At 42.6% G+C, this 22946-nt stretch carries 20 protein-coding genes and 1 pseudogene; all 21 read right to left on the bottom strand.

The window, feature by feature from the left end; genetic code table 11:
* Nucleotides 1-31: 31 nt before the first annotated feature.
* Nucleotides 32-310, bottom strand: a complete 279-nt coding sequence (locus tag AC13DA_RS14440; protein ID WP_007144628.1) for an STAS domain-containing protein — start codon at nt 308-310, stop codon at nt 32-34.
* 153 nt (nt 311-463) lie between these two features.
* Nucleotides 464-910 carry a flagellar export protein FliJ gene (gene fliJ, locus AC13DA_RS14435; RefSeq protein ID WP_284450548.1) on the bottom strand — a complete coding sequence of 149 codons (447 nt, stop codon included), beginning with the start codon at nt 908-910 and terminating at the stop codon, nt 464-466.
* 27 nt (nt 911-937) lie between these two features.
* Nucleotides 938-2362, bottom strand: coding sequence for a flagellar protein export ATPase FliI (fliI, locus tag AC13DA_RS14430; protein WP_482945992.1), 1425 nt, complete (start codon nt 2360-2362; stop codon nt 938-940).
* On the bottom strand, nt 2355-3047 hold the full coding sequence (locus AC13DA_RS14425; RefSeq protein WP_007144625.1) for a flagellar assembly protein FliH: 693 nt from the start codon (nt 3045-3047) through the stop codon (nt 2355-2357). The genes fliI and AC13DA_RS14425 overlap by 8 nt, the downstream gene beginning before the upstream one ends.
* The gene (gene fliG, locus AC13DA_RS14420; protein WP_007144624.1) at nt 3034-4044 is read right to left on the bottom strand and encodes a flagellar motor switch protein FliG; all 1011 of its coding nucleotides are present in this window, start codon (nt 4042-4044) and stop codon (nt 3034-3036) included. Before fliG ends, AC13DA_RS14425 begins: the two co-directional genes overlap by 14 nt.
* On the bottom strand, nt 4044-5732 hold the full coding sequence (gene fliF, locus AC13DA_RS14415; RefSeq protein WP_284450549.1) for a flagellar basal-body MS-ring/collar protein FliF: 1689 nt from the start codon (nt 5730-5732) through the stop codon (nt 4044-4046). Before fliF ends, fliG begins: the two co-directional genes overlap by 1 nt.
* Nucleotides 5733-5762: 30 nt before the next feature.
* Entirely contained in the window at nt 5763-6098 is a 336-nt protein-coding gene (fliE, locus tag AC13DA_RS14410) for a flagellar hook-basal body complex protein FliE (protein WP_007144622.1), read from the bottom strand.
* A 42-nt stretch (nt 6099-6140) separates the two neighbouring features.
* The gene (locus tag AC13DA_RS14405) at nt 6141-7526 is read right to left on the bottom strand and encodes a sigma-54-dependent transcriptional regulator (protein ID WP_284450550.1); all 1386 of its coding nucleotides are present in this window, start codon (nt 7524-7526) and stop codon (nt 6141-6143) included.
* Complete coding sequence (locus AC13DA_RS14400; RefSeq protein WP_284450551.1) at nt 7523-8710, bottom strand: sensor histidine kinase; 1188 nt, start codon at nt 8708-8710, stop codon at nt 7523-7525. Before AC13DA_RS14400 ends, AC13DA_RS14405 begins: the two co-directional genes overlap by 4 nt.
* Before the next feature lie 129 nt (nt 8711-8839).
* Nucleotides 8840-10321, bottom strand: coding sequence for a sigma-54 dependent transcriptional regulator (locus AC13DA_RS14395; RefSeq protein WP_284450552.1), 1482 nt, complete (start codon nt 10319-10321; stop codon nt 8840-8842).
* Nucleotides 10322-10442: 121 nt separating this feature from the next.
* Nucleotides 10443-10745, bottom strand: coding sequence for a flagellar protein FliT (locus AC13DA_RS14390; RefSeq protein WP_007144618.1), 303 nt, complete (start codon nt 10743-10745; stop codon nt 10443-10445).
* Between the two features lie 2 nt (nt 10746-10747).
* Complete coding sequence (fliS, locus tag AC13DA_RS14385; RefSeq protein WP_007144617.1) at nt 10748-11146, bottom strand: flagellar export chaperone FliS; 399 nt, start codon at nt 11144-11146, stop codon at nt 10748-10750.
* A gap of 31 nt (nt 11147-11177) precedes the next feature.
* Nucleotides 11178-12536, bottom strand: coding sequence for a flagellar filament capping protein FliD (gene fliD / locus AC13DA_RS14380; RefSeq protein ID WP_284450553.1), 1359 nt, complete (start codon nt 12534-12536; stop codon nt 11178-11180).
* 52 nt (nt 12537-12588) lie between these two features.
* Nucleotides 12589-12987, bottom strand: a complete 399-nt coding sequence (locus AC13DA_RS14375; RefSeq protein WP_007144615.1) for a flagellar protein FlaG — start codon at nt 12985-12987, stop codon at nt 12589-12591.
* A gap of 90 nt (nt 12988-13077) precedes the next feature.
* A complete protein-coding gene (locus tag AC13DA_RS14370; RefSeq protein ID WP_284450554.1) occupies nt 13078-13869 on the bottom strand; it encodes a flagellin N-terminal helical domain-containing protein in 792 nt (263 codons plus the stop codon).
* Between the two features lie 189 nt (nt 13870-14058).
* Entirely contained in the window at nt 14059-14853 is a 795-nt protein-coding gene (locus tag AC13DA_RS14365) for a flagellin N-terminal helical domain-containing protein (protein WP_284450555.1), read from the bottom strand.
* A gap of 116 nt (nt 14854-14969) precedes the next feature.
* Complete coding sequence (locus AC13DA_RS14360; RefSeq protein ID WP_284450556.1) at nt 14970-19481, bottom strand: glycosyltransferase; 4512 nt, start codon at nt 19479-19481, stop codon at nt 14970-14972.
* Nucleotides 19478-20413, bottom strand: a complete 936-nt coding sequence (locus tag AC13DA_RS14355) for a sulfotransferase family protein (RefSeq protein ID WP_284450557.1) — start codon at nt 20411-20413, stop codon at nt 19478-19480. Before AC13DA_RS14355 ends, AC13DA_RS14360 begins: the two co-directional genes overlap by 4 nt.
* Nucleotides 20406-21938: a glycosyltransferase gene (locus AC13DA_RS14350; RefSeq protein ID WP_284450558.1), complete on the bottom strand. Its 1533-nt coding sequence runs from the start codon at nt 21936-21938 to the stop codon at nt 20406-20408. The genes AC13DA_RS14355 and AC13DA_RS14350 overlap by 8 nt, the downstream gene beginning before the upstream one ends.
* 9 nt (nt 21939-21947) lie before the next feature.
* The gene (locus AC13DA_RS14345) at nt 21948-22652 is read right to left on the bottom strand and encodes a WbqC family protein (protein WP_284450559.1); all 705 of its coding nucleotides are present in this window, start codon (nt 22650-22652) and stop codon (nt 21948-21950) included.
* 21 nt (nt 22653-22673) lie between these two features.
* Nucleotides 22674-22820: pseudogene (locus AC13DA_RS14340) on the bottom strand (DapH/DapD/GlmU-related protein); the annotation flags it as partial.
* Nucleotides 22821-22946 lie beyond the last annotated feature (126 nt).

Below are 22946 nucleotides of genomic sequence, written 5' to 3'. Positions count from 1 at the left end.
AGCTCCTTCTTTAATATTAGTTTTTTATATTTTATTGTGCGTAAAATGCTTTGATACCTAATCTATCGACAGCATCACAAAAAAGTTGACTGGGATTTGACCAAATGACAACCAGCCCCTGAAGTTGAGCATCACGATAGAACGCATAGAAAAGTTGAATGACCGCTGTATCGATACGTTCAATTTGACCTAAATTAATTTGAATAGCCTGGCCTTCAGCCATCGCCATTAACAGCTGCGCATATATATCTGCAACCTGTGCGATCGTGACCGATTCAGCACAGTTTATTTCGGAAATCGAGTCAGCCATTTTTCTATTCCTTCTATTTCCCTCGGCTATAGCGTCTCAGCTTTATCTTGGCTGATTCATCTTCACTATGCCTTTTACATGTTTTACTGGTATCGGCCTCTTTTCAAAAAAAATTATCTTAATTTTGCAACTATTGAAAATTAGGTATTCATTTTATTTATTTCGGTTTCTCAGCCATACACCGTTTGTATGCTCATCCGTTTCGACTTGTTCTCTTTTTAATTGTTTTTTGAGCTCTGTGGCTTCATACCGTGCCATTAAGGCATCAATAGCCTGCTCCTTATTTCTGGCCTGCAACCACATTTTTTGCTGACGCTGGACTTTTTCATTGGCTGATTTGACTTGTGATTCCTGACTAAGAATAGCTTGGTCTAATTTAGCTAAAAAGCTTCTCAGATCGAGTGCTTTTTTTGCAGTCATCACCATGGGATCTGCTTGCCGAAAGCGCGAGAGATACTCGGCCCGATATTGAAGGAGATCATCCAACTGGAATTGCTCCTGTTGAAGTAAGGCATTTTGTTGACCAAGTTTTTGTAACTCGGACTCTGTTGCTTTCCGAGCCATTTCGATAACAGGATCAAGTTTTCGACTACGACTCATTTATCAACTCCACGCTGAGCAATAATATTAAAAACGGCGAGTATTACCATCCATTAGCATCGGTGTCTGTGCCACATTCTGCTGTTGGTTTTGTAATTGATTTCTTAACTCAAGTACTTGCTTCAATCGCTGATCACTTTGTTGCCAGTTAACCGCTTCATTCATGCCTTGTCTCAACAATTGCCTTAACGCTGGGAACATGGCAATGGATTCATCAATGGCAGGATCACTACCCTTACTATAGGCGCCTACACTAATAAGATCTTGGTTTTGTCTATAAGTTGAGTAAATCTGCTTGAATTGCTGTGCTTGTTTTAAGTGTTCTTCACTTACAATATGAGGCATGACACGACTTATTGATGCTTCTACGTCAATCGCTGGGTAGTGCCCAGACTCGGCTAGCTGCCTAGATAAAACAATATGCCCATCTAATATGGCCCGAGCCGCGTCTGCCACAGGATCCTGCTGATCGTCACCTTCCGTTAATACCGTATAGATAGCCGTAATAGCTCCACCGTCAACAGCTCCATTGCCAGCGCGTTCAACCAATTGTGGTAATAATGAGAATACTGATGGTGGATAGCCTTTCGTTGCGGGTGGCTCACCAATCGCCAAGGCAATTTCACGCTGCGCCTGAGCAAAACGAGTCAAGGAATCCATTAATAATAAAACCTGTTTACCTTGATCCCGGAAGTATTCAGCAATGCTGGTTGCCAGCATGGCACCATGCAGTCGCATTAAGGGGGAATGGTCAGCGGGTGAAGCGACAACAACGGATCTTGCCATGCCTTGTTCACCGAGAATATCTTCAATAAACTCTTTTACTTCTCGGCCACGTTCACCAATCAAGCCAACTACGATAACATCGGCCTCAGTAAATCGTGTCATCATGCCCAACAACACACTTTTACCAACACCACTACCCGCAAACAGCCCCATACGCTGCCCTCGGCCAATACTAAGCAAGGCATTAATACTCTGTACCCCAACATCGAGGTGTTGACGAATAGGCGATCGCGCCAACGGATTAACCGGTTCACCGTGTAAAGGCACCTTGTCATGAACTCTTAAAGGACCTTTACCATCGAGTGGTTTACCTGCACCATCCACTACCCGGCCCAGCATGGCTTCACCTACAGGTACTTGTGAATCACTTCGTACAGGTCTGACTTTAGCGTTAGGCACTAATCCACGCATATCGCCTGTGGGCATCAAAAAGGTCGTTTCACCTGAAAATCCGACCACTTCTGCTTCGATGGGCTTTTGTCCTTTGCCAATAATCTCACAGCGGCTGCCAATGGGCACCTGAAAGCCAACGCCTTCGAGCGTTAATCCAACCATCCTGGTCAAACGTCCTTCAATTAAAACACTCTGCTCATCATCCGAATCCAATCGTTGTTGATATTGCATCAACTTATTTTGTAATCGGGACTGACGCTCAATATTACTCATTGTCAGCATCTCTTTCATCACCAAGCACTTTATTGATGATGCTGTTCAGCCTGGACTCAACCGTGGCGTCGACGCTGGTATCAGGGGTTTCTAAGCGCAGACCACCGCGAGTGAGTAAAGGATCTTCTATCCATTGGTATTTGTCTGAATCGTGTTCTAAAGATAACCCTTTCTGGATGATATGCAGATCGTCAGGATGAACATAAATTTTGAGTTGACGATCACTGATCGGTAAGGCTTCAAGCGCCGCTCGCATTGCGCCAATAACGTGTTCTGGTTGATGCTTTAACTCCCGGCGAACTAGCTGCCGCGTCATGGTAATAGCCAGGTTAACTAAATCTTTTTCCAGAATCTCATCCAATTCTGTCAGTGGCTGTTGTAAGGTATTAAGCATCTGCTGAAGCTTTTCGACTTGCAACTGAATATCTTTCAGTCCTGCTTGCTGACCATCGGCAAAACCAGCCTGGTGGCCTTCTTCATAGCCAACTTTGTAGCCTTCTTCCTGTGCTTGTTGTTGTAATGCCTCAATGGCTTTCACATCAAGCACTTGCGGAGCATCCTTATCATCCACATCCGTGACCGCCACCATTCTTGGCGCTTCCCAGCGTTTTATAGCATCAGCAATTTCATCCGCAGATAAGACATCAGCTTGTTTGGTAACAAGCGTGTCATCAGACGAAGTCATCACCTGCACCTCCGCCTAGCATAATTTCGCCTTTATCAGACAAGCTTCGTGCTGTAGCAAGAATGGCTTTTTGCGCTGCTTCTACATCGCTTAAACGAACAGGCCCCATCGCTTCTAAATCATCACGCATCATTTCACCTGCACGTTGTGACATATTGCGTAGGAATTTCTCTTTCAATGCGTCATCAGCACCTTTTAGTGCCAGCTGCAATTGATCAGTCTGAATTTCACGCATCAATGTTTGCATGCCACGATCATCGACATCGATAAGATTTTCAAAGACAAACATAAGATCTTCGATGTTTTGTCCAAGATCGGGCTCGCTCTCTTTGATTTTTTCCATGATGGCCGCTTCAGAAGTACCATCAACAAAGTTAAGGATATCTGCCGCTGTTTTCAGACCGCCCACCATCGTTGATTGTGCGCCTGCTGCACCACTGAATTGTTTTTCCAGAATCTCATTGAGCTCTGTCAACGCAGAAGGCTGAACACCATCAAGCGTGGCAATACGCAATATCACATTCGCCTGATCCCTTGCAGGAAATAAAGACAAGACACCCGCTGCCTGATCCGCATCCAGAAAAGAACATACAATGGCAATGATCTGCGGATGCTCAAGACGAATGATTTCATAAATCCCTCTGGCATCCATCCATTTGAGCTGTTCCAGACCATTGGTGTTACTGCCAGATAAAATACGATCTAATAAACTGCCAGCACGGTCTTCACCTAATGCACCCACCAGCATTTTACGAACATAATCATGAGAACCAATACCAAGGCCAGTTTCTTGTTCGACAGTGGTCACAAAACTGTTTAAGACTGATTGGACTTCTTCGCGCGTCACGTTTTGTAACGTCGCCATGGCCTGACCGACTTTCTGCACCTCTTTCGGCCCCATATGCTTCAGTATTGCTGCCGCTTCCTCTTCACCTATAGAGCGAAGAAAAACAGCTGCTTTTTCCGTGCCTGTTAGTTTTCTGACTTCTTCTGCCATTAGGCATCACCCGCCGTCCAGTTTTTGACTACTTGCGCTACGAGCGCAGGGTCTTGTTGCACTAAACTTCGGACATTAGATAGTTGTTCTTCCATCTTCTCCGAACCAGTAGTCAGTTTAGCAATCTCTTCACCACTCTTGCTACTTCTGGCTAAAACTTCTTCCGGCGATAAATTTTCGTCATCATTTTCAGACACAGGTACTTTGGTCATATCTCTGAATGCGGGACGGATAACACCAAAGATAAGGAACAGAACCACCAGTGCTCCACCGACTTGTTTTGCTAAATTCCAAACCCAAGGTTCTTCCCAGATAGGTTTTTCTGGCAAGGCTTCAACCGCTTCAGGAGCCATGAATGGGGCATTCACCACATTTAAACTGTCGCCACGTGCTTTACTGAACCCAATGGCATCCATTACAAGTGCATTAATGCGTGTCATTTCTGACTCTGACAGCGGCTGAGAGGTCACATTGCCTTCCGCATCAACGCTACGTTTTTCGTCAACAAGTACAGCTACACTTAGTTTTCTAACATTGCCAGGCGCCATGCGGGTATGGCTGATCGTTCTGTCTAGTTCAAAATTACGTGTTGTACTTTTTCTGCTTGAGCCAGGTGTTGTGGTTGTCGTTGTTGTCTCTTCACCATTTGCCGCATTATCTGGGGCCGCTTGTTCAGGCGCAACACCACCACCAGGCGGTTGATTACTGAGCGCTCCTGGCACACCAAACGGGCCACCATTGCCAACACGTTCTTCTTCCTGAAGCTGTTCACTTCTGACGGCTGTCATATCTGGATTATAACTTTCATGCGTTTGTTCAGACATTGTAAAGTCAATATCTGCCACGACTTGAGCACGAACACCGCTCATCCCAACAATGGGAGACAGAATATTCTCGATACGGTCAATATAGATCTGCTCAACTTTACGGGTATATTCAAGCTGAGTATCACTCATCGCAACACCGGCAGCCCGTTCTGGTTGCGTTAACAAATTACCGCGCTGGTCAACAATCGTCACATCGGCATTTTTCATATCTGGCACACTGGATGCGACCATATGTGTGATGGCAGCGACCTGGGATTGATCCAATGTTCTGCCTGCATATAGATGCACTACAACAGATGCGGTGGGATCTTTACGATCACGCACAAAAACAGACTGTTTGGGAATCGCTAAATGCACACGTGCACTTCTGACATTATTCAGTTCAGCGATAGAACGGGATAACTCTTCTTCCATGGCACGTTGATAACGAGCCCGCTCAATAAACTGGCTGGTACCAAAACCCTGATCCTGATTGAGCATTTCCATGCCTAATGCCGCACTTCTGGGCAACCCTTCTGCAGCCAACTTCATACGCAACGTCTGCAGGTCAGCCGCCGGTACTAACACCGCCCCAGTGGTTGGATCTAATTTGTAATCCACATTCATTTGCTGCAAAACATCGACAACTTCAGAAGACTCCGCCGGTGCCATATTGCCAAACAGCACTTGATAAGACGGCGTTTGTGACCACATCAGCACATAACCACCGACAGCAATACTGGCAGCAATAGCTAATAAAAATAGAACCTGCTTAACTACAGGTTGTCGTGAAATATTAGCTTGCATGGCGCCCAAAGCCGTCGTTGGTCGGGCTGCCGGCATATTAGCTTGAGGGCCGGTAGTAGCAGGTGCGTTTTCCATATATTGTCTCTACTCAGAAATGTTCGCCGACTAAATCGACATGCGCATAACTTCTTGATAAGCCTCAATCAGCTTGTTTCTGACTTGTAAGGTAGCTTCAAAAGCCACACTCGCTTTTTCTGATGCAATCATGACGTCAGCCAGGTTGACATTCGGATCGCCAAGTTCAAACGACGTTTTTAAGTCGCCTGATGTTTTTTGCAAATTATTGACTTCACCTATCGCTTGTTTCATCACATTGCCAAAATCAACCCGACCATTGCTTTCAGCATTATCGGCGGAAAGTGGTTGAGTTGCAGGTGATGCCTGGGCTTGCAAAGCTCGCATTTGGGTAAGTAATTGATTCGGATCGATAGCTTTGATCATGATTCTCTGAACTCCGCTTAAAAAATGACGCTGTTAGTTGCTCTATGCAGACTTCTTGCCAAGTTTTTCGGGGATTTCCACCCCCTGCTCACGGAATTTGGCAATCTTATAGCGTAAAGTCCGTTCACTGATTCCCAGCTCTTTAGCTGTAAGTCTTCGACTACCTTGATATTTTTCCAGCATGTCTAGAATATGACGCTGCTCCTGTGAACGAAGGTCATAACCTTCTAGCACGGGCTTATTATCTCCCTGAACAGGCAAAACGTCTGATTTCACCGTAGTATGATCCAACTCCTGACCAGAGACTGCCTCAAAAATAATATCCTTAGCCGTAATTGACTGGCCTGATTGCAGTATTAAGGCACGCTGAAGCACATTATCCAATTCACGGACATTGCCTGGCCATGAGTGAGACAACAATCGGGATTGTGCTGCCTCGTCCAACAAGGGCGCTACGCGTCGACTGTGACTGGCATGGCGAGCCAGTAATCGATTAGATAGTGGCAAAATGTCATCTATACGTTTTCTAAGTGGTGAAATTTCAAGTGGGAACACATTAAGACGATAAAATAAGTCTTCTCGAAAACGACCCGCTTTTACCTCATCGCGTAATGTTCTGTTGGTAGTGGCGAGTACCCGGACATCAAGTGGGATGACTTTTCTACCACCAATCCGTTCAACTTCACGTTCCTGTAATACACGCAATAACTTCGCTTGCAGAGATAAATCCATTTCTGAAATTTCATCTAACAAAATCGTGCCATGGTTTGCTTGCTCAAATTTACCAGCATAGGCTTGACTGGCACCGGTAAAGGCCCCTTTTTCATAACCGAACAAGGTGGCTTCCAGCATATTTTCAGGGATAGCGGCGCAGTTGATGGCAACAAAGGGGGCAGAAGCTCTTGCTGAATGTATATGAAGATAACGGGCTAGTACTTCTTTACCTGTGCCACTTTCCCCGTTAATTAAGACCGTAGCATCACTGTCCGCCACCCGTTTGGCGATAGCTTGCAGCTCTTTAGATGCCTGAGCGTGAGCCACCATATCATCTTCTTCTGTTCCAAGATCACTAATATAGCGTTGCACCCGCTGCAATAACTCATCCGCTTCGAATGGCTTTAATAGATAATCAGAAGCGCCTTGATGCATAGCATCTACTGCACTTTGTACAGTGCCATAAGCTGTCATCATGACCACGGGTAAATCCGGCATCATGGCTTTTGCCCGCTTTAATAAGGTATGCCCATCCATAGGTGACATTTGCAAGTCGCTTAGCAATAAACCGACAGGTTCACTGGCGATTTTATCTAATGCTGATTGCCCATGCTCCATTCCGGTCACACGGTATCCTGCTAACTCAAGTGTGTCACATAATGCTCTACGAAGATTCGCATCGTCCTCAACCACTAAAATATTAGATGGATTCATAACGCAACCTCCTGCGTGACTTCATCTGATGATGAACTTGATGATGTATAAAGAGGGAAAAACATGGTCACCGAACTGCCTTTTTTAGGCTCGCTTTCAATTGTTAAGTGACCTCTATGGGCCTTCACTATTGACTGAACGACAGCCAAACCGAGGCCTGTGCCATTCGAACGAGTGGTATAAAAGGGAGTCAGTACCTGGTTCAGCACTGAAGCAGACATGCCCTCACCATTATCATTAACGCTAATGCTGATACATTGCTCATCGTCTTCGTTGATGGCGTAATCTGCTTTTACTTCAATATGTCCATGCGGCTCACATGCCTGACGTGCATTGTTAAGAAGATTCGTAATTGCACTAATTAATGCAGATTGGCTGCCATAGATATAGCCATCATTAACATGATTCGAAATGGTCAGTCTGACATCACTGCTTTCCACATCATTTTGAGCGGAGAACTGCTGCTCAAGTTGGCTCAATAACTCTTGCAGAGCTACTGGTGAGGGGGCAGCCATATTTCCACGTGAAAAAGATAAGAGATCACGAATCAATTGCTCCATATGAGAGAGACTCTCTTTCACCCGTGATGCAAACCGCTGTTTTACTTGTTCGTCAGCCCCTTCTTTGAGTAATGGAGACAGATAAAGCATCGCAGAAGATAATGGCGTTCTGATTTGATGAGCAAGTCTTGCAGTAACTTCGCCAATGGTGGATAGTCGCTGTAAATGTGACACTTTGCTTTGTAAAGTTCGGGTATCAGTCACATCCTGCAATAGAATGATTTGTCCTGGTTCATGACCCAGCGGGTTGGTTGAGATATGAACTAAACGGCCATCTTTCAGTGAAACATCGTGACCATCGCTGGGCTTGGGATCAAAAGCGCGTTCAATCACATTGACCCAGCGTTCACCTGAGAGCGGTTCGCCTAGTAAGGATACAGCCGCTTCGTTCGCTTCCTGAATAAAGCCAGAGCCATCCAATACAACGACACCAGCAGGAAGAACCGCGAGTAAACGACTATGGCGATTTGCTAATTGGTCAGCCTGAGATGAGGCTTTTTTAGTCTGTTCAGCCGATATATGGCTGACATTAGAAATAGTGCTGAGATCAATGTCTCTTGAAAAGGGTTGTTTTTGGTAATGCGATTTTTGTAAATCATCACCCACCGATAATTTCAGATTCATGTTTCTTGCTCCTACATGCACTATTGCATCGTATTAGAGCTTGAGCAATTACCATGCCCAAATTAAATCTAATTAATTATCAATAAGTTAAACAAATAAACGTCAAAAGTCCGACATTCAGCAATAACACTATTCCGTATCTCTCTGGATACCGTATTTACGCATTTTTTCTACCAAGGTAGTTCTTCGCATTTTTAATTTATTAGCCGCGTGGGCAACCACACCTTCAGCATCATCTATCGCTTGTTTAATCAATAAATACTCGAGGTTTGCCAGGTGCTCTTTCAGGTCAATCCCATCCTCTGGCAGCACCATCTCATCTGAGAGGCTATGCAGGCTATCTGTTTGAGAAGATAGCTTAGACGGCTGTTTATCCTCAATACTGACCTCAGGCATATTTCTTGGTATATCTTGTTTCGGACTAGCGGTGATGATCGCTGTGATTTCTTCTGGGAGGTCATCCCCTTCCAACCGGTATTTATCAGGTAGATCATCAAAATCCACCGTCCCGTAAGGGTAGAGAATAACTAAACGTTCAACGACATTGGCTAATTCACGCACATTGCCAGGCCAGGGATAGCGACACAAGGAGGTAATGGCAGAAGGAGTAAGATGGATTGTACCTCTGTTCTCATGCTCAATACGTTTAATCAATTCATTGATAAGTAAAGGTATATCCTCGGGCCTATCGCGTAATGCCGGCATTTCAATCGGGAAAACATTGAGACGATAAAATAAATCTTCACGGAAACGCCCATCAGCAATATGCTCTTCAAGATTACGATGTGTTGCAGCGATCACACGCACGTTGGCTGTTTGTGTTTTATTGCTTCCCACTTTTTCATAGGTTCGCTCTTGTAACACACGAAGCAGCTTTACCTGCATAGGTAATGGCATATCACCTATTTCATCCAGAAATAAGGTGCCGCCTTCAGCCATTTCAAAGCGCCCTTTTCTTGATGTTATTGCCCCGGTAAAGGCGCCTTTCTCATGGCCGAATAACTCACTCTCTAATAATTCTCCAGGAATCGCACCACAATTTACTGGCACAAATGGTTTATCTCTTCTAGATGAAAAGTGATGTAGGTTACGGGCAACGACTTCTTTTCCTGTACCAGATTCGCCCAGAATGAGTACATTCGCTTCAGAATCAGATACTTGGTCAATCATCCGCTGAACATTTTTTATTAAACGACTATTGCCAACAAGTGATCTGAATAAATTAGTATCGGCAGAGACTTCCGTTGTCATACCACGATAAATGGTGGCCTGTTGCAGGGCATTACTCAACTGTGGATATTTTAGCGGATAACGAATCGCGCCAATGGTGCCAGGAAAGCTTATTGATTCGCCTGCAATAGACTCGAGAGTGAATACGGGCACACGCGCTTCATGATTGACCAGTTCCCTAAGCAACTGTTTGGTTTGATTGTGACCACCACAGTCTCCGACGATAGCCATAACCACATCATCTAAAGCATCCACATGCTCAAACCAAAGATCAGGTTCACGTATTACTATCGGTTGGCAGTTTATAAACTCAATGAGTGTGCTCAACATCTCGCATCGGTCATTATCACTTTCTACGACCAATACATTATTTGCACTCATACGCACTCCATCATATCGCTTGATTCTGAACAGGCCATAAGCCATAGGTAATTGGAGTTAAGCATTTTCTAGCAGGTATTGTCAAAATTATGACGGTATAAAATAAATACGAATTCTGTTGCTAACTTGATTGATAGGCTGCCGCCACTTTTTTATTTTTATTAAACTGACCTAATTCTGCTTGAATTGATTGCCTTGCATCACGACAACGTTTTTCAATATTTTGATTTAATAAGATGATTTTTTCGATCAAAGCCTCTGCTTCTGGCTGTTCATCTGAATTATCAAAAGGAAAGATTTGCTCTAATAATTCTGCACGTTGCTGGGTCAGTGTAGACAACTCAGACCATTTTTCAGCTTCTACTGCTGAGCTCATCGCCTCAGTCAATGTTAAGAGCTGTTTGACTTGTGTTATCTCAGCCATGACTAATGAAATTCAGGTGGGATACCATCCCAGCCTGCTTTGATCTCTTCAAGTAACTTGGTGACTTCATCCAAAATGGCTACGTCATTACTCACATTGGCTTCAAGTAAACGCCTTGTAATGTAGTCATACAAAGAGTCTAAATTGACAGCAATCTCCCCACCCTTTTCAGCATCCAAGCTGGTTTTCAATCCTTCAACAATCCGAATACACCATGAAATCTGATGTCCTTTTTCAGCAATTTCATTGCGGGCAATACAGCCTTTTGCAGTCGCGACGCGAGCTAGTGCTCCTTCCATCAGCATCTGAATAATTCGATAGGGTGAAGCATAATTTACTTCAGACTCTATGGCACCACGACCATACCCTTCCATCGCTTTTTTATTCACCATTACCTGCATACTCCAATCCTTAATATAAGAATCATTCTACTTAATTTGAGTTCATCGCGGATAGTTGCGAAATCAAATAATTGCCCTGTGATTGTAAACTGCTGACCAATGTATCCATGGCTGCATACTGAGCTCGTAAGCGTGTTTCAGTCATTTCAAGACGTGATTCCATTTGCTCTTTTTGCGAATCCATTCTTTTTAAACGCGAATTGAGCCCTTCTTCCTTGGAGTCAATCAGTCCATCTGTTTGTAACCATGTATCTGCTAAAGATTCTAAACGATTAGCGAAACCTTCACCTTCAGCTGAAAACAGGTTCGCAAATGAGTTAAAGTCAGAGCTTAACACCTCATTGACTTTATCTTCATCCACCGTCATCACGCCATTTTTATCCAATGAAATTCCCGCTTCGATTAAATAACTAAAGCTTGAACCAGTGATGCTGGCACCTGAATTAAACACATTACGTATCTGACTTTCTATCGTTAGCAGCGTACTGTCAGCTTCTAACTGCCCACTTCGTTGAGATTTAATTTCAGTCATCAATGCATTATATGCGGATGCAAACTCATTAACTGACTCAAGAATCGCTTCATCATTACGCGTAATGTCTAATGTGGAATTGCCCACATCTTTTACATTCAACGTGACACCATCAATAGCATTAGCAATCGAGTTTGAGCTACTAGTGACAGTAAATCCATCAATACTTACAATCGCGTCTTTCGCTGAAGAAATCGAAGAAAGATTTTGCGTTCCCCCCGAGCTATAAACAAAAGCAGACAGCCCTGATGCATCAGAGTCATTACCATCACTGTCACCACTCACAGAAACACTAATAGCATTCTCTGTACCGGTCTCATTAGAAGTGAGCACAAGTCTGGCACCACTATCGTCTGTAATGATTGATGCAGTCACACCAGTGTTATCAGAAGCATTATTAATAGCAGTACGAATACCAGCAAGAGAACTATTGCTGGAATCTATTGCAACATCAAAGCTCTCAGCTCCGACACTAATCGTTAGCGTACCTTCACCCACAGTGCTGTTGTAATCAGTAAATGCGGATGAAGCCAGTTTATCTCGTGTCGCTATCTGGGTCACATCGATATTATACGAACCTGAAGCTGCTGAACTGGTTGCAGTGGCAGTAAATAAGTCTTCATCTTGCGAGTTAGCTTGAAAGACCTTAAAGCTTGATGCGCTTCCCAGTGATGCCATTGCTGTCTGGAAGGTATCAAGTTTGCTCTTGAAAGAACCATAAGCACTGATTTGTGCGTTGATGATATTTTGCTTACTTTTGAGCCTATCGAGCGGTTGACGTTCAATATCCATTAAGCCACTGACAATACTCTCAAGATCGAGCCCTGTTCCAACACCTAATGATGATACTGTCGCCATGTCAATTCTCCGCCTAAACTTAATTGCAAAATTGCAGCAAGTTTTGAGCCAATCAAGCCTTTGTTTCTAACAATATACCGCGATATTTTTCCGCAGCATGTCTTGCCTCAAGAATCTCTTCTGAAGGGATCTGTCTGACCACCTCTTCAGTTTCTGAGTCAATCACTTTAATCACCGTATCCCCACTACTGTCATCGACACTAAACTGCAGGTTTCGGTTCATGTTCTGCATATAATCGTTGAGTTGAGCCACCTTATCACGCAAATCGTCTGTACGTTGTTGCTGCTGGCTATTCTGCTTCTCAGCTTGGTTCTGGAAAGCTTGAGATTGAACAGATGATTCAGTAACAGTCTCAGTCTGAACAGATTGCGTAACCGGTTTAGACTGACTAGTAACATTGTTTTGCACTGATTGAAGGGCAGATTGCACTAACAGATCATTATTAGCCATTGTCTTCCTCCTAATCTAAATACTTTGTAAACGGCATAAAGCCTGGAGAGTAGTTTACCCACCAGGCTCATGCGTTTCATCCTTTTGTTATTATCCCAACAGTGATAACGCTGACTGAGGAATAACGTTAGCTTGCGATACGATTGACACACCAGCCTGTTGCAGAATTTGCGCTTTAGTTAAAGCAGCAGTCTCAGCAGCAAAGTCGGCATCAACAATACGGCTACGCGCAGCGCTGGTATTCTCAGTAAAGCTTTGTAGGTTTGAGATTACAGCTTCAAAACGGTTTTGGATCGCACCGAATGTTGCACGAGCACTACTCACGGTGTTGATATATCCATCAAGTGTAGTAAGCGCTGAAGATGCGTTTCCTGAAGTTGAAACATCCACTGCAGATAAACTTAAAGCGCTTGAAGTAATGGCTACAGTATCACCTGCATCTTGGCCTACTTGTATCGCAGTGCTAAGTGCACCCAATACAGCAGTGTTATTGAATTTAGTGCTAGATATGATACGAGTATTCTCTGCCTCGAGCTGAGTCACCTCTGCTTTCAAACCATCACGGTCTGTAACAGTACCGTTAGCAGACTGCACAGCGATTTCACGGATACGTTGTAAGTTATTACTGATTTCAGCCAAAGCACCTTCAGCTACCTGAGCTAAAGAAATACCGTCAGCTGCATTACGAGCTGCTTGATTACCACCACGAATATCCGCTTCCATTTGCTGTGCAGTGTAAAGACCAGCCGCATCATCTTTTGCACTATTGATACGTAAACCAGAAGATAAACGTTGCAAAGATGTATTCAGAGTGCTTTGAGATTTGTTTAAGTTACGTTGTGCATTTAATGATGCAATGTTTGTGTTGACTACTAATGCCATGAGATTTACTCCCTCATAGGGTCGAGCTATGCTCGCTTTATACATGGCGGACAAACTATGAATTTTCTAGTTTTTACCGCCTCCGAAAACATTAGCGGCAGGGAGTGAGATTTTCTTTAAGACAATTTACAAAAAAATAGGTCAGACTTTGCAAAAGTCTGACCCAGTTCACATTTTACTTTTTTCAGCTTAGCCCTGAAGCAAGGATAACGCGTTCTGAGGCAAGGTATTCGCCTGCGCAAGGATAGAAGTACCCGCTTGCTGTAAAATTTGAGCGCGCGTTAATTTTGCTGTTTCCTCGGCAAAGTCGGCATCCATAATTCGGCTACGGGCAGCACTGGTATTTTCAGACAGACTTTGTAAGTTGGAAATAACGGCTTCAAAACGGTTTTGAATCGCACCGAACGTGGCACGTAATTGGCTAAGACTGTTGATATCAGTATCTAACGTACCCAATGCCGTCGAAGCATTTGCTGATGTTGAAACATCGGCTGTTGTTGTAGTGGCGGCAGTTGCCGTCACGGTAACGGTATCAACAGCATCAGCGCCGACCTGGAATGTTAACGTCAAGCCACCTAACACTTTTTGTCCATTAAACTGTGTTGTATCAATAATCCGTTTATTTTCCGATTCAAGTTGAGTAACCTCAGCTTGAAGACCATTTCTATCTGTGACAGTACCGTTAGCAGATTGCACAGCAATTTCACGAATCCGCTGTAGGTTATTAGTGATTTCAGCCAAAGCCCCTTCAGCGACCTGAGCAAATGAAATGCCGTCGGCAGCATTTCTGGCCGCTTGATTCGCGCCGCGAATATCAGCAGTCATTTGTTCGGCTGTATATAGGCCTGCGGCATCATCTTTGGCACTATTGACACGAAGACCAGAAGAAAGACGTTGTAAAGCGGTATTAAGATCACCTTGCGATTTGGTTAAGTTCCGCTGCGCATTAAGCGACGCAAGGTTAGTATTTACGATTAATGGCATTTGAATTCTCCCATTTCAAATATTATTTGCCTGTGACCACAAGGGGTTATCAGACTCGATGGGAGTAAAGCAGTTTGCGTACCAGTTTTTTAATCGGCTAACATAAAAACATTTAACTAATTGTTTTTAATGCACTTAAATGCAGTCAACCACTCATCCAAGTGATCTTCGAGGATAAATTTTTGACGTACCCAGTTTTGAAGCTGCCGTCCTTGAGCGGCAATTTTCTCCGGTTCGGCTAAAGCGGCAAGAATAGTTTCTATCCATACCGCCTCATCATTTGGAATCAATGTCACTGGCGCGCCATCTTGCTGATATGGATAGATATCACTGGCAATGACTGGCCAGCCCATAACGCCATACTCAAGCAGGCGTAAATTACTTTTCGCTTCGTTAAAAGGGTGTTCCTCTAAAGGCGCTAAAGCCAGATCCAAATCAAGTTCGGCTAAAGCCTGGGGGTATTGATTAAATGACACATATGGTTGGAATTCTTTGACGTAGGGTCTGAGTTCAAGTGGGCACATGCCCATAAAAACCCAATCTACTCTATCTGCTAATGATTGGACCACATTAGTCATTAAGGCCAAATCGCCAGAATGCTGATTTGCCCCAGCCCAGCCTACTCGGGGCTTTTTATGAGTATTTTTCTCTGATGACGCTAGATTTAACCAGCGCTGTTTTTCAAGCCGATTAGGAATAACTGTGACATTGTCCGTATATTGACGGCATAAATCCGCTAATGGTTGAGTCGAGACAATGGTGTGATCACATAAGGCAAGTGTTTTTCTGAGCCTTGAACGCATATCCCGGAAAACCAGTTTTTTTCTATCACTCATTTTTGGCAAGTTGGTGACCAAGTCGTCTAAGGAAAAAACAATTTTGATTTGCGTGTGCGCTTTGACTTGTTTTAGAAATTCGTAGGTCACGTCACTCAACATTTGTTGCACATAAAGCACATCTGGCTCCAGCCTTATTAGTTCGTATAAAGTTGGCAATAAGGGCTGTTCTTTAAACTCATGAAATGGCATCCATGTGAGTTCTACATCACCTCGTTCTGCCAAAGCCTGCATTGGCGCAATCATTCGGTAGATACCCGAGCCTGAACCATTGATAGGAAATACAACTACGCGTGTTTTGTCATGAAATCGTGGGTCCCACTGCCGTTGAATATCTACCTCAGGTGCAAAAAAACGGGAACGTAAACTCAGGTTGTCATTGTAGAAAGGATCATGAGTGAATAATTGAGACCACTTCTCGACCAATACATCTTCTCTAAGTGGGTGGTAATCAGCCACGCCATTTGACTGTTCAGCCAACTTTTTATCCTGAAACAGAGTGACATAAGGTGACCAGATAACTTTTTTACCCTGCTGCTGAATTGTGAGGCATAAATCCATTACCGAGTAACGCGTATCTGAAAATACGTTTTCACACAGGCCGCCAGCTTCGATAAAAGTCTGTTTTTCAATAGCAAAACAGGCTGCTGAAACTGATGAATATTGCTGAATACAATGCGCTCGTTCCATATAGCCCGGTTCCGTAATATCCAGACCTTGAAATAGACCTATCACATCGTCAGTGATACCGAACACGCCACCTGCATGAATAATCTTGTTTTCATCATCAAGGATACGAGCACCAACAATGCCCACATCCTCTCTTGTCATTAATGGCATCATTTCGTTCAACCAATTGCCATTCACAGCCATAGCAAAACATGACATCACAACAACAAAATCACCACTCGCTATATTCACACCATGATTAATGGCTGCAGAGTAGTTTTTCTGATCAAAACGTGTTGCTACAAACCGCTCGCCCCACGCTTCCGACATCTCAGCATAAACATCCTCAATATCTTCGATATCACTCATGACATCTACAACAACCACTTCATAGTTGATATAGGTCGTGTTGAGCTCTAACTCTTCCAAACAACGGGCAAGGAAGGAAACGTGATTATGATGAGCAATGATGATAGAAACTTTCGGCTGGTTTTTCGTGCTGTAGACCGTCTGGAATCGCGGTTTATTTTTAGGGTTCGATATCGTTGCAGAAACACCAAGCCTGTTTAGATGTGCATGGCGAGTCAACCATTCATTTTCGGCCAATAGCTCTTTATTAACGTCTAATGGAACTGATGTGAGCAATACATCTGGAATGTGAGAAAACGCTGATTGCTGACTCTGCTCATACACCTTAAATGCCATATCCGTGGTGTGCACATAAGCCAAGTTTGAATAACCACCGACCTGTTCAAAGGCTTCCCTACTAACAATAAACGAACGCCCTAAGTATGAATAGGACCTTAAATAATCAAGATTGAACTCAGGTTTGAACCAAATATCAGCTTTAGACTCATCGACTACTTCATCACTATAGATAAACTGCGCTTTTGTCTCTATGTTAATCGTATCAGCAAAGCTCAATAAAGCATGTGGCGCTAACTTATCACCAGGAATTAATTGCATAATCCAATCAAGCTGAGCGGCTGAAACAGCATATTCAATATCTTCATTGAGACTTGCACCGGTGATCTGAACCCACTCAATATTCTCAGGCACATCGGAAAAAGCATCGGGAGCAGGAATATTACTTAGGATGGTCAAACCCCAGGCCTGATAAAGCTGCTGTTCAAGAGACTCAATCGTGTTAGAGAGTGCTTGTAATTCAGCAGGATTAACAATGAGCAGTAAGTGAAAACTCGGTTGTTGTTGCCACTGGTTCACCATACGCTCGGCAAGATGTGAAACTTGTGATGTAGCAAAGTTTGAGTTTGACAGCCATCTTTTTGCAGATACAACTAGCTCATACTCTGGTATAACTTGTTTATTGCAAGATACTGATGAAAGAAATTTTTTAGTCTTTTCGTACCATATTTGGTCGCTCAATTCGACCGAAAGTGGCAGTTGTTGACTAGTCCGAATGAACTCTTCAATCCCTTCCCAGCAGTACTGCAGGAAATCATTGTTTTGTTCTTCTACTAAATGGATTGTCTGCTTAGCGCGCTCAATTTCTACTTCATTTGGAAAGCTGGCAATACCATGACCAGCGATCGGATGACTTAAGTTATCTTCAAGAAGAGGGTTAGGAATCATCACTACGGGACAGCCGCAGAGTAATGCCTCCCTAATAATAGCAGAAGGCTCATAGCAAAATAGTAATTCAGCTTTCCGAAAGACTTCGGCAAGCTCATGGTGTGTAACTTTAACGTCTTGGCCGAGGCTTTTTGCATCACCGATATCTGGAGTTAAAACGCCACCTTTGAGAAAATATTTATTAGCGTAAAAGTAACGACCTTCTCGATGCTTATCATCGGGGTTGTTTTTATTGTTAAAAATATTATTGTCAACGACAGGTACAGTGAGTAGAGGAAGGGAGCGCCCCTTAGGAATATAGTCACTGGTGAAGGCATATATCAACTCACTATCAGATAAAGCCTCGTCACCTGCTAAAAAACCAGGTTTATTAAGCAACCACCTCACTACAAACGGTAATTGTAGTGGATTACCGCTAATCACTTCAGGGTAGATAACGATGGGTAATCTATTTTGCTCAATGTGTTTGTTGAGTTGCTGCTCACTCAATAATGGTGTTCTTAACTTATTGTTAGTTTCTACATGTCCAACCAGGTATGCCTCAGCACCTTTTTCGTTGAGAGCGTGACATAAAAAGTAAAGAGCACGCATTCCTGCCGACTTCTGACTAAACCCCATATCCCCGACATAAATATAGTAGGGTTGTGATGTAGTTTTGAAGAAGCTCAGCCTTGAGACGTCTGTCTCATGCTTAATTTTAATATTGTTCCAAAGTGATTTAAGCACTTTATGGTAAGCACGCCATGGACCCTCAGGCTCGGAATTATCTATGAATTTGTCTAGGTGACTTCTGCTGTAGAAAATTTGGCTCTGAGTGAATTCAAGATGCGTACTATCACTAACCAAATAAAAGTTGCTTTTTTCTGACTCTAAAGTCTCTACTTTAGAGTCACTTGAGAAAAAGTCACACAGCTCAAACCACTCTAAAGCTCTGGTTGTGACAACACTTCTTTGACAAACACGAGTAAAAAGTTCTGATAGGAATAGTGATGGACTTTTACTCTCCAAATCATCAGCAATTAATGGCAAGCTTAACTCGAGCTCTGGTACAAACTCATCTCGAAGTATGGCAAACAAGTCTGAAGTACCAATTATCAACCTCGGTGAATATAGTTTTTCACCCGTTGTTACCTTACTTTCTGCATAACGAGATAAGATTAAGCGATTACCCTGCTGACTTTCTAACAGAATAGAGGCACTATCAGTTGCAACCAACATGTGAGGAGAAGCAAGAATAACAATATCGTCATCAAAACTAACCTTTAATATAGATAATGGCCAATAGTCGCCAAATACCTCGTAATTTTGTGGCGGTACAATCTTTACTTCAATCGAATACATTTGCTCTAAATGATGAAGATATAATTGCTGCTGCTTTGATATATCTTTAAGCGTATAAAGTGTAAGGGAGATATTTTCTGGGTTAATACCAGAGTTAGTCCGCCATGATTCAAAAAAACAATGTATAGCGACTAAAAATGAAGGGTGGTTGGCTAAATAAGTAATAACTCTTATTTTTGTACCATTCATTGCTGGTGCCTATTAGATTCAGGAATGTATAAACTGTATGGCATTTTAACTTCAGACAAAAGGTAGCCGTACATTTTCCTCACGGCCATTGCATTCACATGTATCTTCTCTGCTAATACCTCATCAACCAAGGTTTTATGCTTCTTTGCTGTATCTTTCTGAACATCTTTCACGTCATACTCATATGGCGCCAACTCACAAAAATCATCGATTTTTTCTAACATCTCATTTGGATTTTCAATTAAGTCCTCATATCGAATAGTCAAGAGTTGACTGGGGCACGTCTTCATCTCATTTGGAATTGCTTTATTCACTTTGCACCAATAATCAATAAAAACAGCACCGTCCCCACCCGGATAGATATGTGGATGTTTATCTAGTAGCTCCCTTACAGTTTTACCTTCTGGCCGAGGCATTAACCAAAAACATGGGTTCTCTTCATTAGGAGGAAGATACAACATCACACTATTAATAGCATTCATGATAGCTTTCCAGCTAGCTACCACAGCAGGACAATCCCGAATTATGTGGATAATTTTTGCATCTGGAAATATCTTGAGAAGGTAATGAAGCTTGTTCGAGAGATGAGGTTGTTTATTAATTACCCGTAGCGAGGTATTACCATTTAGAACCGAATCAAAATAGTACTTATGCATACGCGTAATTGTCTTATCAGTAACATCATTCTCTGACATTGGTAAACAGACCTGAAACCCATTAATTCCAGTTCCAAACTGTGGGGCTGTGTGGTTACCAATACCTGCCATGACACAATTCCCATGCTCCACCCACCCCAAATGGTCCTCACCATCAGGATATCCCATGGTCTTAACTAAACTTGGATGTTGTCCTAATAAATCAAACAACAGTCCTGTCCCTGAGCGACCACACCCTGTGATAAAAACTGGCTTTTCTATTTGCATCTTATCCATTGAGTTTTTGTTTCAGTTCTCGCAAATCTAGACTAGCAATGGCTTGTTTAATGCCATTTTCAATATCCATTATCATTATTGAAGGATCATTATGTTTATTTGCAAGCTGTGATGATTTCTTGCGCGCCTCGTCATAATATGTGTGGTCACTGTATAACTTACATGCAATTTGTATGTATTCAGTATGTGAACTGGCTAGCGTTGTCAAATCTCTCTGTTCCTTTAACAGCTCATCCCACTCACCAGCAAGCATTGATACGACAGGTATGCCATAAGACATCATTTCACGACAAGCCAACCCTCCGACGAACGGAAAGGTATCAAGAAAAATCTTTACTTTGTCTTTGTAGCATTGCAACTCAACCATGTAATTTATAAACGTTACACGTGCCGTAAAGCGTGAGTCAGACAACCAGTTAGTAATCAAATCACTATTTCCACTACCAACAATAAGTAGCTTTGCCTCAGGCAATATCTCCATTAACTCATTTATAATATGTAATAACTCACTATTCACTTTCACAAGGCGAGTAAACAAACCAAAACTATATTCGAAGTCATCTGAAATATTAATGCTTGCATCTTGAATGTGTGGAAAAACCTGATCTGTAATAGTAATCCGAACACTGCTCGCACGATTTCTTGGAATATCAAATCCTGACTGAAATGATTTTCCTGGTAATAACACCCAGTCTAATTCAGGGATATTCCAATGGGGATATCCTGGATCAAGATACATTTGAAGCCTAGCCACTCGTTGGCTATACAACCAAGTTGCAACAGGCGAAGCTACATCAGAAATAATGACGTCAGGATTGAACTCTCCCAAAACTTGTTTTAGCTCATCCAGTCTTTTATAACTGATTTCTTGAGGAATAACCCTTACCCTGACTCCAGCACTAACTAACTCATCTATATAGCGTTGATCAGCCCATTGAACACAAAAACAAGTAATATTAAACACACTCTGCTGGGTATGATTGATGATTAAATCTTTCATCATGGGCCCCAAGGCATTGCCCCTGTTCACATCAGCATAATGAATCATATATACAATATTTAAATTCTCTGCTTGGTTTTGGTGATGCAAGCTCGTGCATATTTTTGATCTGTTTTGTGTTTGCTTGAGATAGTGGTAGAAAGGCTGAACACCAGCTCTATTGTATCCACGCATATCGAACAAACTAACAGCACCAACCCAATTCAGGCCATGAATGGCCTCTAAGAGTCTGCATGCATCAGATAAATTAAGCTCTGGTGAGGAAAAAATTCGTCCAGCATGATATTCAACCAAACTTTTTACTACTTCAGCATTATTTAAACCATAATTAACTACTGCTTGGAAACTATCAAAAAGCCAATTTACCTGTTCATGTAGGGTGATTTCATCAAATGACTGATCTGACAGAAGCTTCACAATGATATTTTTAAGATCAGGGTGATTTTGCTCAAATATATCTTTACGCGCTTGCTCAGTGAGTTGAATATCGAAGGAGTTCATTGAAGTGTTGTCTTGTACCAACATTTATTGTTTTCAGGGAATGATAATCTGATTTGGCGATAGACTGGATATAAAGTCTCGCGCGCCCGGGCCTTGATTCGCAATGAGATCTATTATTGATAAGCCTGCATGATAACCATTCCAAAGTTGGCCGTACTCTGGATAATCATAAGCTTTGTACTCTAAGCTAATCCCATTTTCTATAAACATGCTTTTCTCTAGATAATCATCAGCTGATCTGCCACTCAGATAAGTACTGGCATTAACTTTTTTTAGTATTTCAATCAAGCGTTCTGTTTTTTTTCCATTTACCTTCAACTCAGAAGACAAAATCAGAGGCGTTGTAATATTTAGGTAATGACAAATTTGTTTAATGAGAAAAATATTCAGCTCACTAATTGTCTGAAATTTACGTATATTAGTGGTAGACATTATGTCTATGACGTCGCTTATATAGGGAGCGCATCGGTAGTTTGCTTGTATTTGAGCAAGATGTTTTTTTGGCCAAGGTCTTGAATAATCAATCTCTGTGTTCAATATCAGCTGTTCTACTTTGTAATAATGCACTGGTACCGTAAGCCAGCTCATCCCTTTTAGTGTTTTTATTCTATTCCTATTTCTCCAATCCCCCTTTGTGTACTGCAAATCATCATGAAAAATAAATAGGTCAACAGAATCAATAAAATCAAAATAACCGCGCCATGGGATATAACAAGACTGAATGATGCCAACCCTCAAGAGTTATTCCTCAACTTGTCTTACAAGTGAAGCAGGATTCCCTGCAAAAACGGTCATTGGTGGCACATCTTTTAAAACAACACTTCCAGCACCTATGACAGCCCCATCCCCAATGTTAACACCTTTGAGTATTGTCACACCTGCCCCAATCCACACATCATTCCCAATATTTACAGGACGACGTTTCACCTCATTAGCATCGGTTTTTTCACCGTTCAACTGCCTTCGCCGTACGCTTGGAGATAATGAATGTAGATCAGTATCTGTAATCCATGTCGCTGGACCTATTTGAAC

It is taken from the genome of Methylophaga sp. F-2 (assembly GCF_056859315.1).
This window is presented reverse-complemented; position numbering and strand designations above follow the sequence as displayed.

What these genes read in the sequence shown, in the direction of transcription:
- AC13DA_RS14440 (WP_007144628.1), bottom strand. Translation starts at nt 310, where the DNA reads ATGGCTGACTCGATTTCCGAAATAAACTGTGCTGAATCGGTCACGATC.
- fliJ (WP_284450548.1), bottom strand. Translation starts at nt 910, where the DNA reads ATGAGTCGTAGTCGAAAACTTGATCCTGTTATCGAAATGGCTCGGAAA.
- fliI (WP_482945992.1), bottom strand. Translation starts at nt 2,362, where the DNA reads ATGAGTAATATTGAGCGTCAGTCCCGATTACAAAATAAGTTGATGCAA.
- AC13DA_RS14425 (WP_007144625.1), bottom strand. Translation starts at nt 3,047, where the DNA reads ATGACTTCGTCTGATGACACGCTTGTTACCAAACAAGCTGATGTCTTA.
- fliG (WP_007144624.1), bottom strand. Translation starts at nt 4,044, where the DNA reads ATGGCAGAAGAAGTCAGAAAACTAACAGGCACGGAAAAAGCAGCTGTT.
- fliF (WP_284450549.1), bottom strand. Translation starts at nt 5,732, where the DNA reads ATGGAAAACGCACCTGCTACTACCGGCCCTCAAGCTAATATGCCGGCA.
- fliE (WP_007144622.1), bottom strand. Translation starts at nt 6,098, where the DNA reads ATGATCAAAGCTATCGATCCGAATCAATTACTTACCCAAATGCGAGCT.
- AC13DA_RS14405 (WP_284450550.1), bottom strand. Translation starts at nt 7,526, where the DNA reads ATGAATCCATCTAATATTTTAGTGGTTGAGGACGATGCGAATCTTCGT.
- AC13DA_RS14400 (WP_284450551.1), bottom strand. Translation starts at nt 8,710, where the DNA reads ATGAATCTGAAATTATCGGTGGGTGATGATTTACAAAAATCGCATTAC.
- AC13DA_RS14395 (WP_284450552.1), bottom strand. Translation starts at nt 10,321, where the DNA reads ATGAGTGCAAATAATGTATTGGTCGTAGAAAGTGATAATGACCGATGC.
- AC13DA_RS14390 (WP_007144618.1), bottom strand. Translation starts at nt 10,745, where the DNA reads ATGGCTGAGATAACACAAGTCAAACAGCTCTTAACATTGACTGAGGCG.
- fliS (WP_007144617.1), bottom strand. Translation starts at nt 11,146, where the DNA reads ATGCAGGTAATGGTGAATAAAAAAGCGATGGAAGGGTATGGTCGTGGT.
- fliD (WP_284450553.1), bottom strand. Translation starts at nt 12,536, where the DNA reads ATGGCGACAGTATCATCATTAGGTGTTGGAACAGGGCTCGATCTTGAG.
- AC13DA_RS14375 (WP_007144615.1), bottom strand. Translation starts at nt 12,987, where the DNA reads ATGGCTAATAATGATCTGTTAGTGCAATCTGCCCTTCAATCAGTGCAA.
- AC13DA_RS14370 (WP_284450554.1), bottom strand. Translation starts at nt 13,869, where the DNA reads ATGGCATTAGTAGTCAACACAAACATTGCATCATTAAATGCACAACGT.
- AC13DA_RS14365 (WP_284450555.1), bottom strand. Translation starts at nt 14,853, where the DNA reads ATGCCATTAATCGTAAATACTAACCTTGCGTCGCTTAATGCGCAGCGG.
- AC13DA_RS14360 (WP_284450556.1), bottom strand. Translation starts at nt 19,481, where the DNA reads ATGAATGGTACAAAAATAAGAGTTATTACTTATTTAGCCAACCACCCT.
- AC13DA_RS14355 (WP_284450557.1), bottom strand. Translation starts at nt 20,413, where the DNA reads ATGGATAAGATGCAAATAGAAAAGCCAGTTTTTATCACAGGGTGTGGT.
- AC13DA_RS14350 (WP_284450558.1), bottom strand. Translation starts at nt 21,938, where the DNA reads ATGTTGGTACAAGACAACACTTCAATGAACTCCTTCGATATTCAACTC.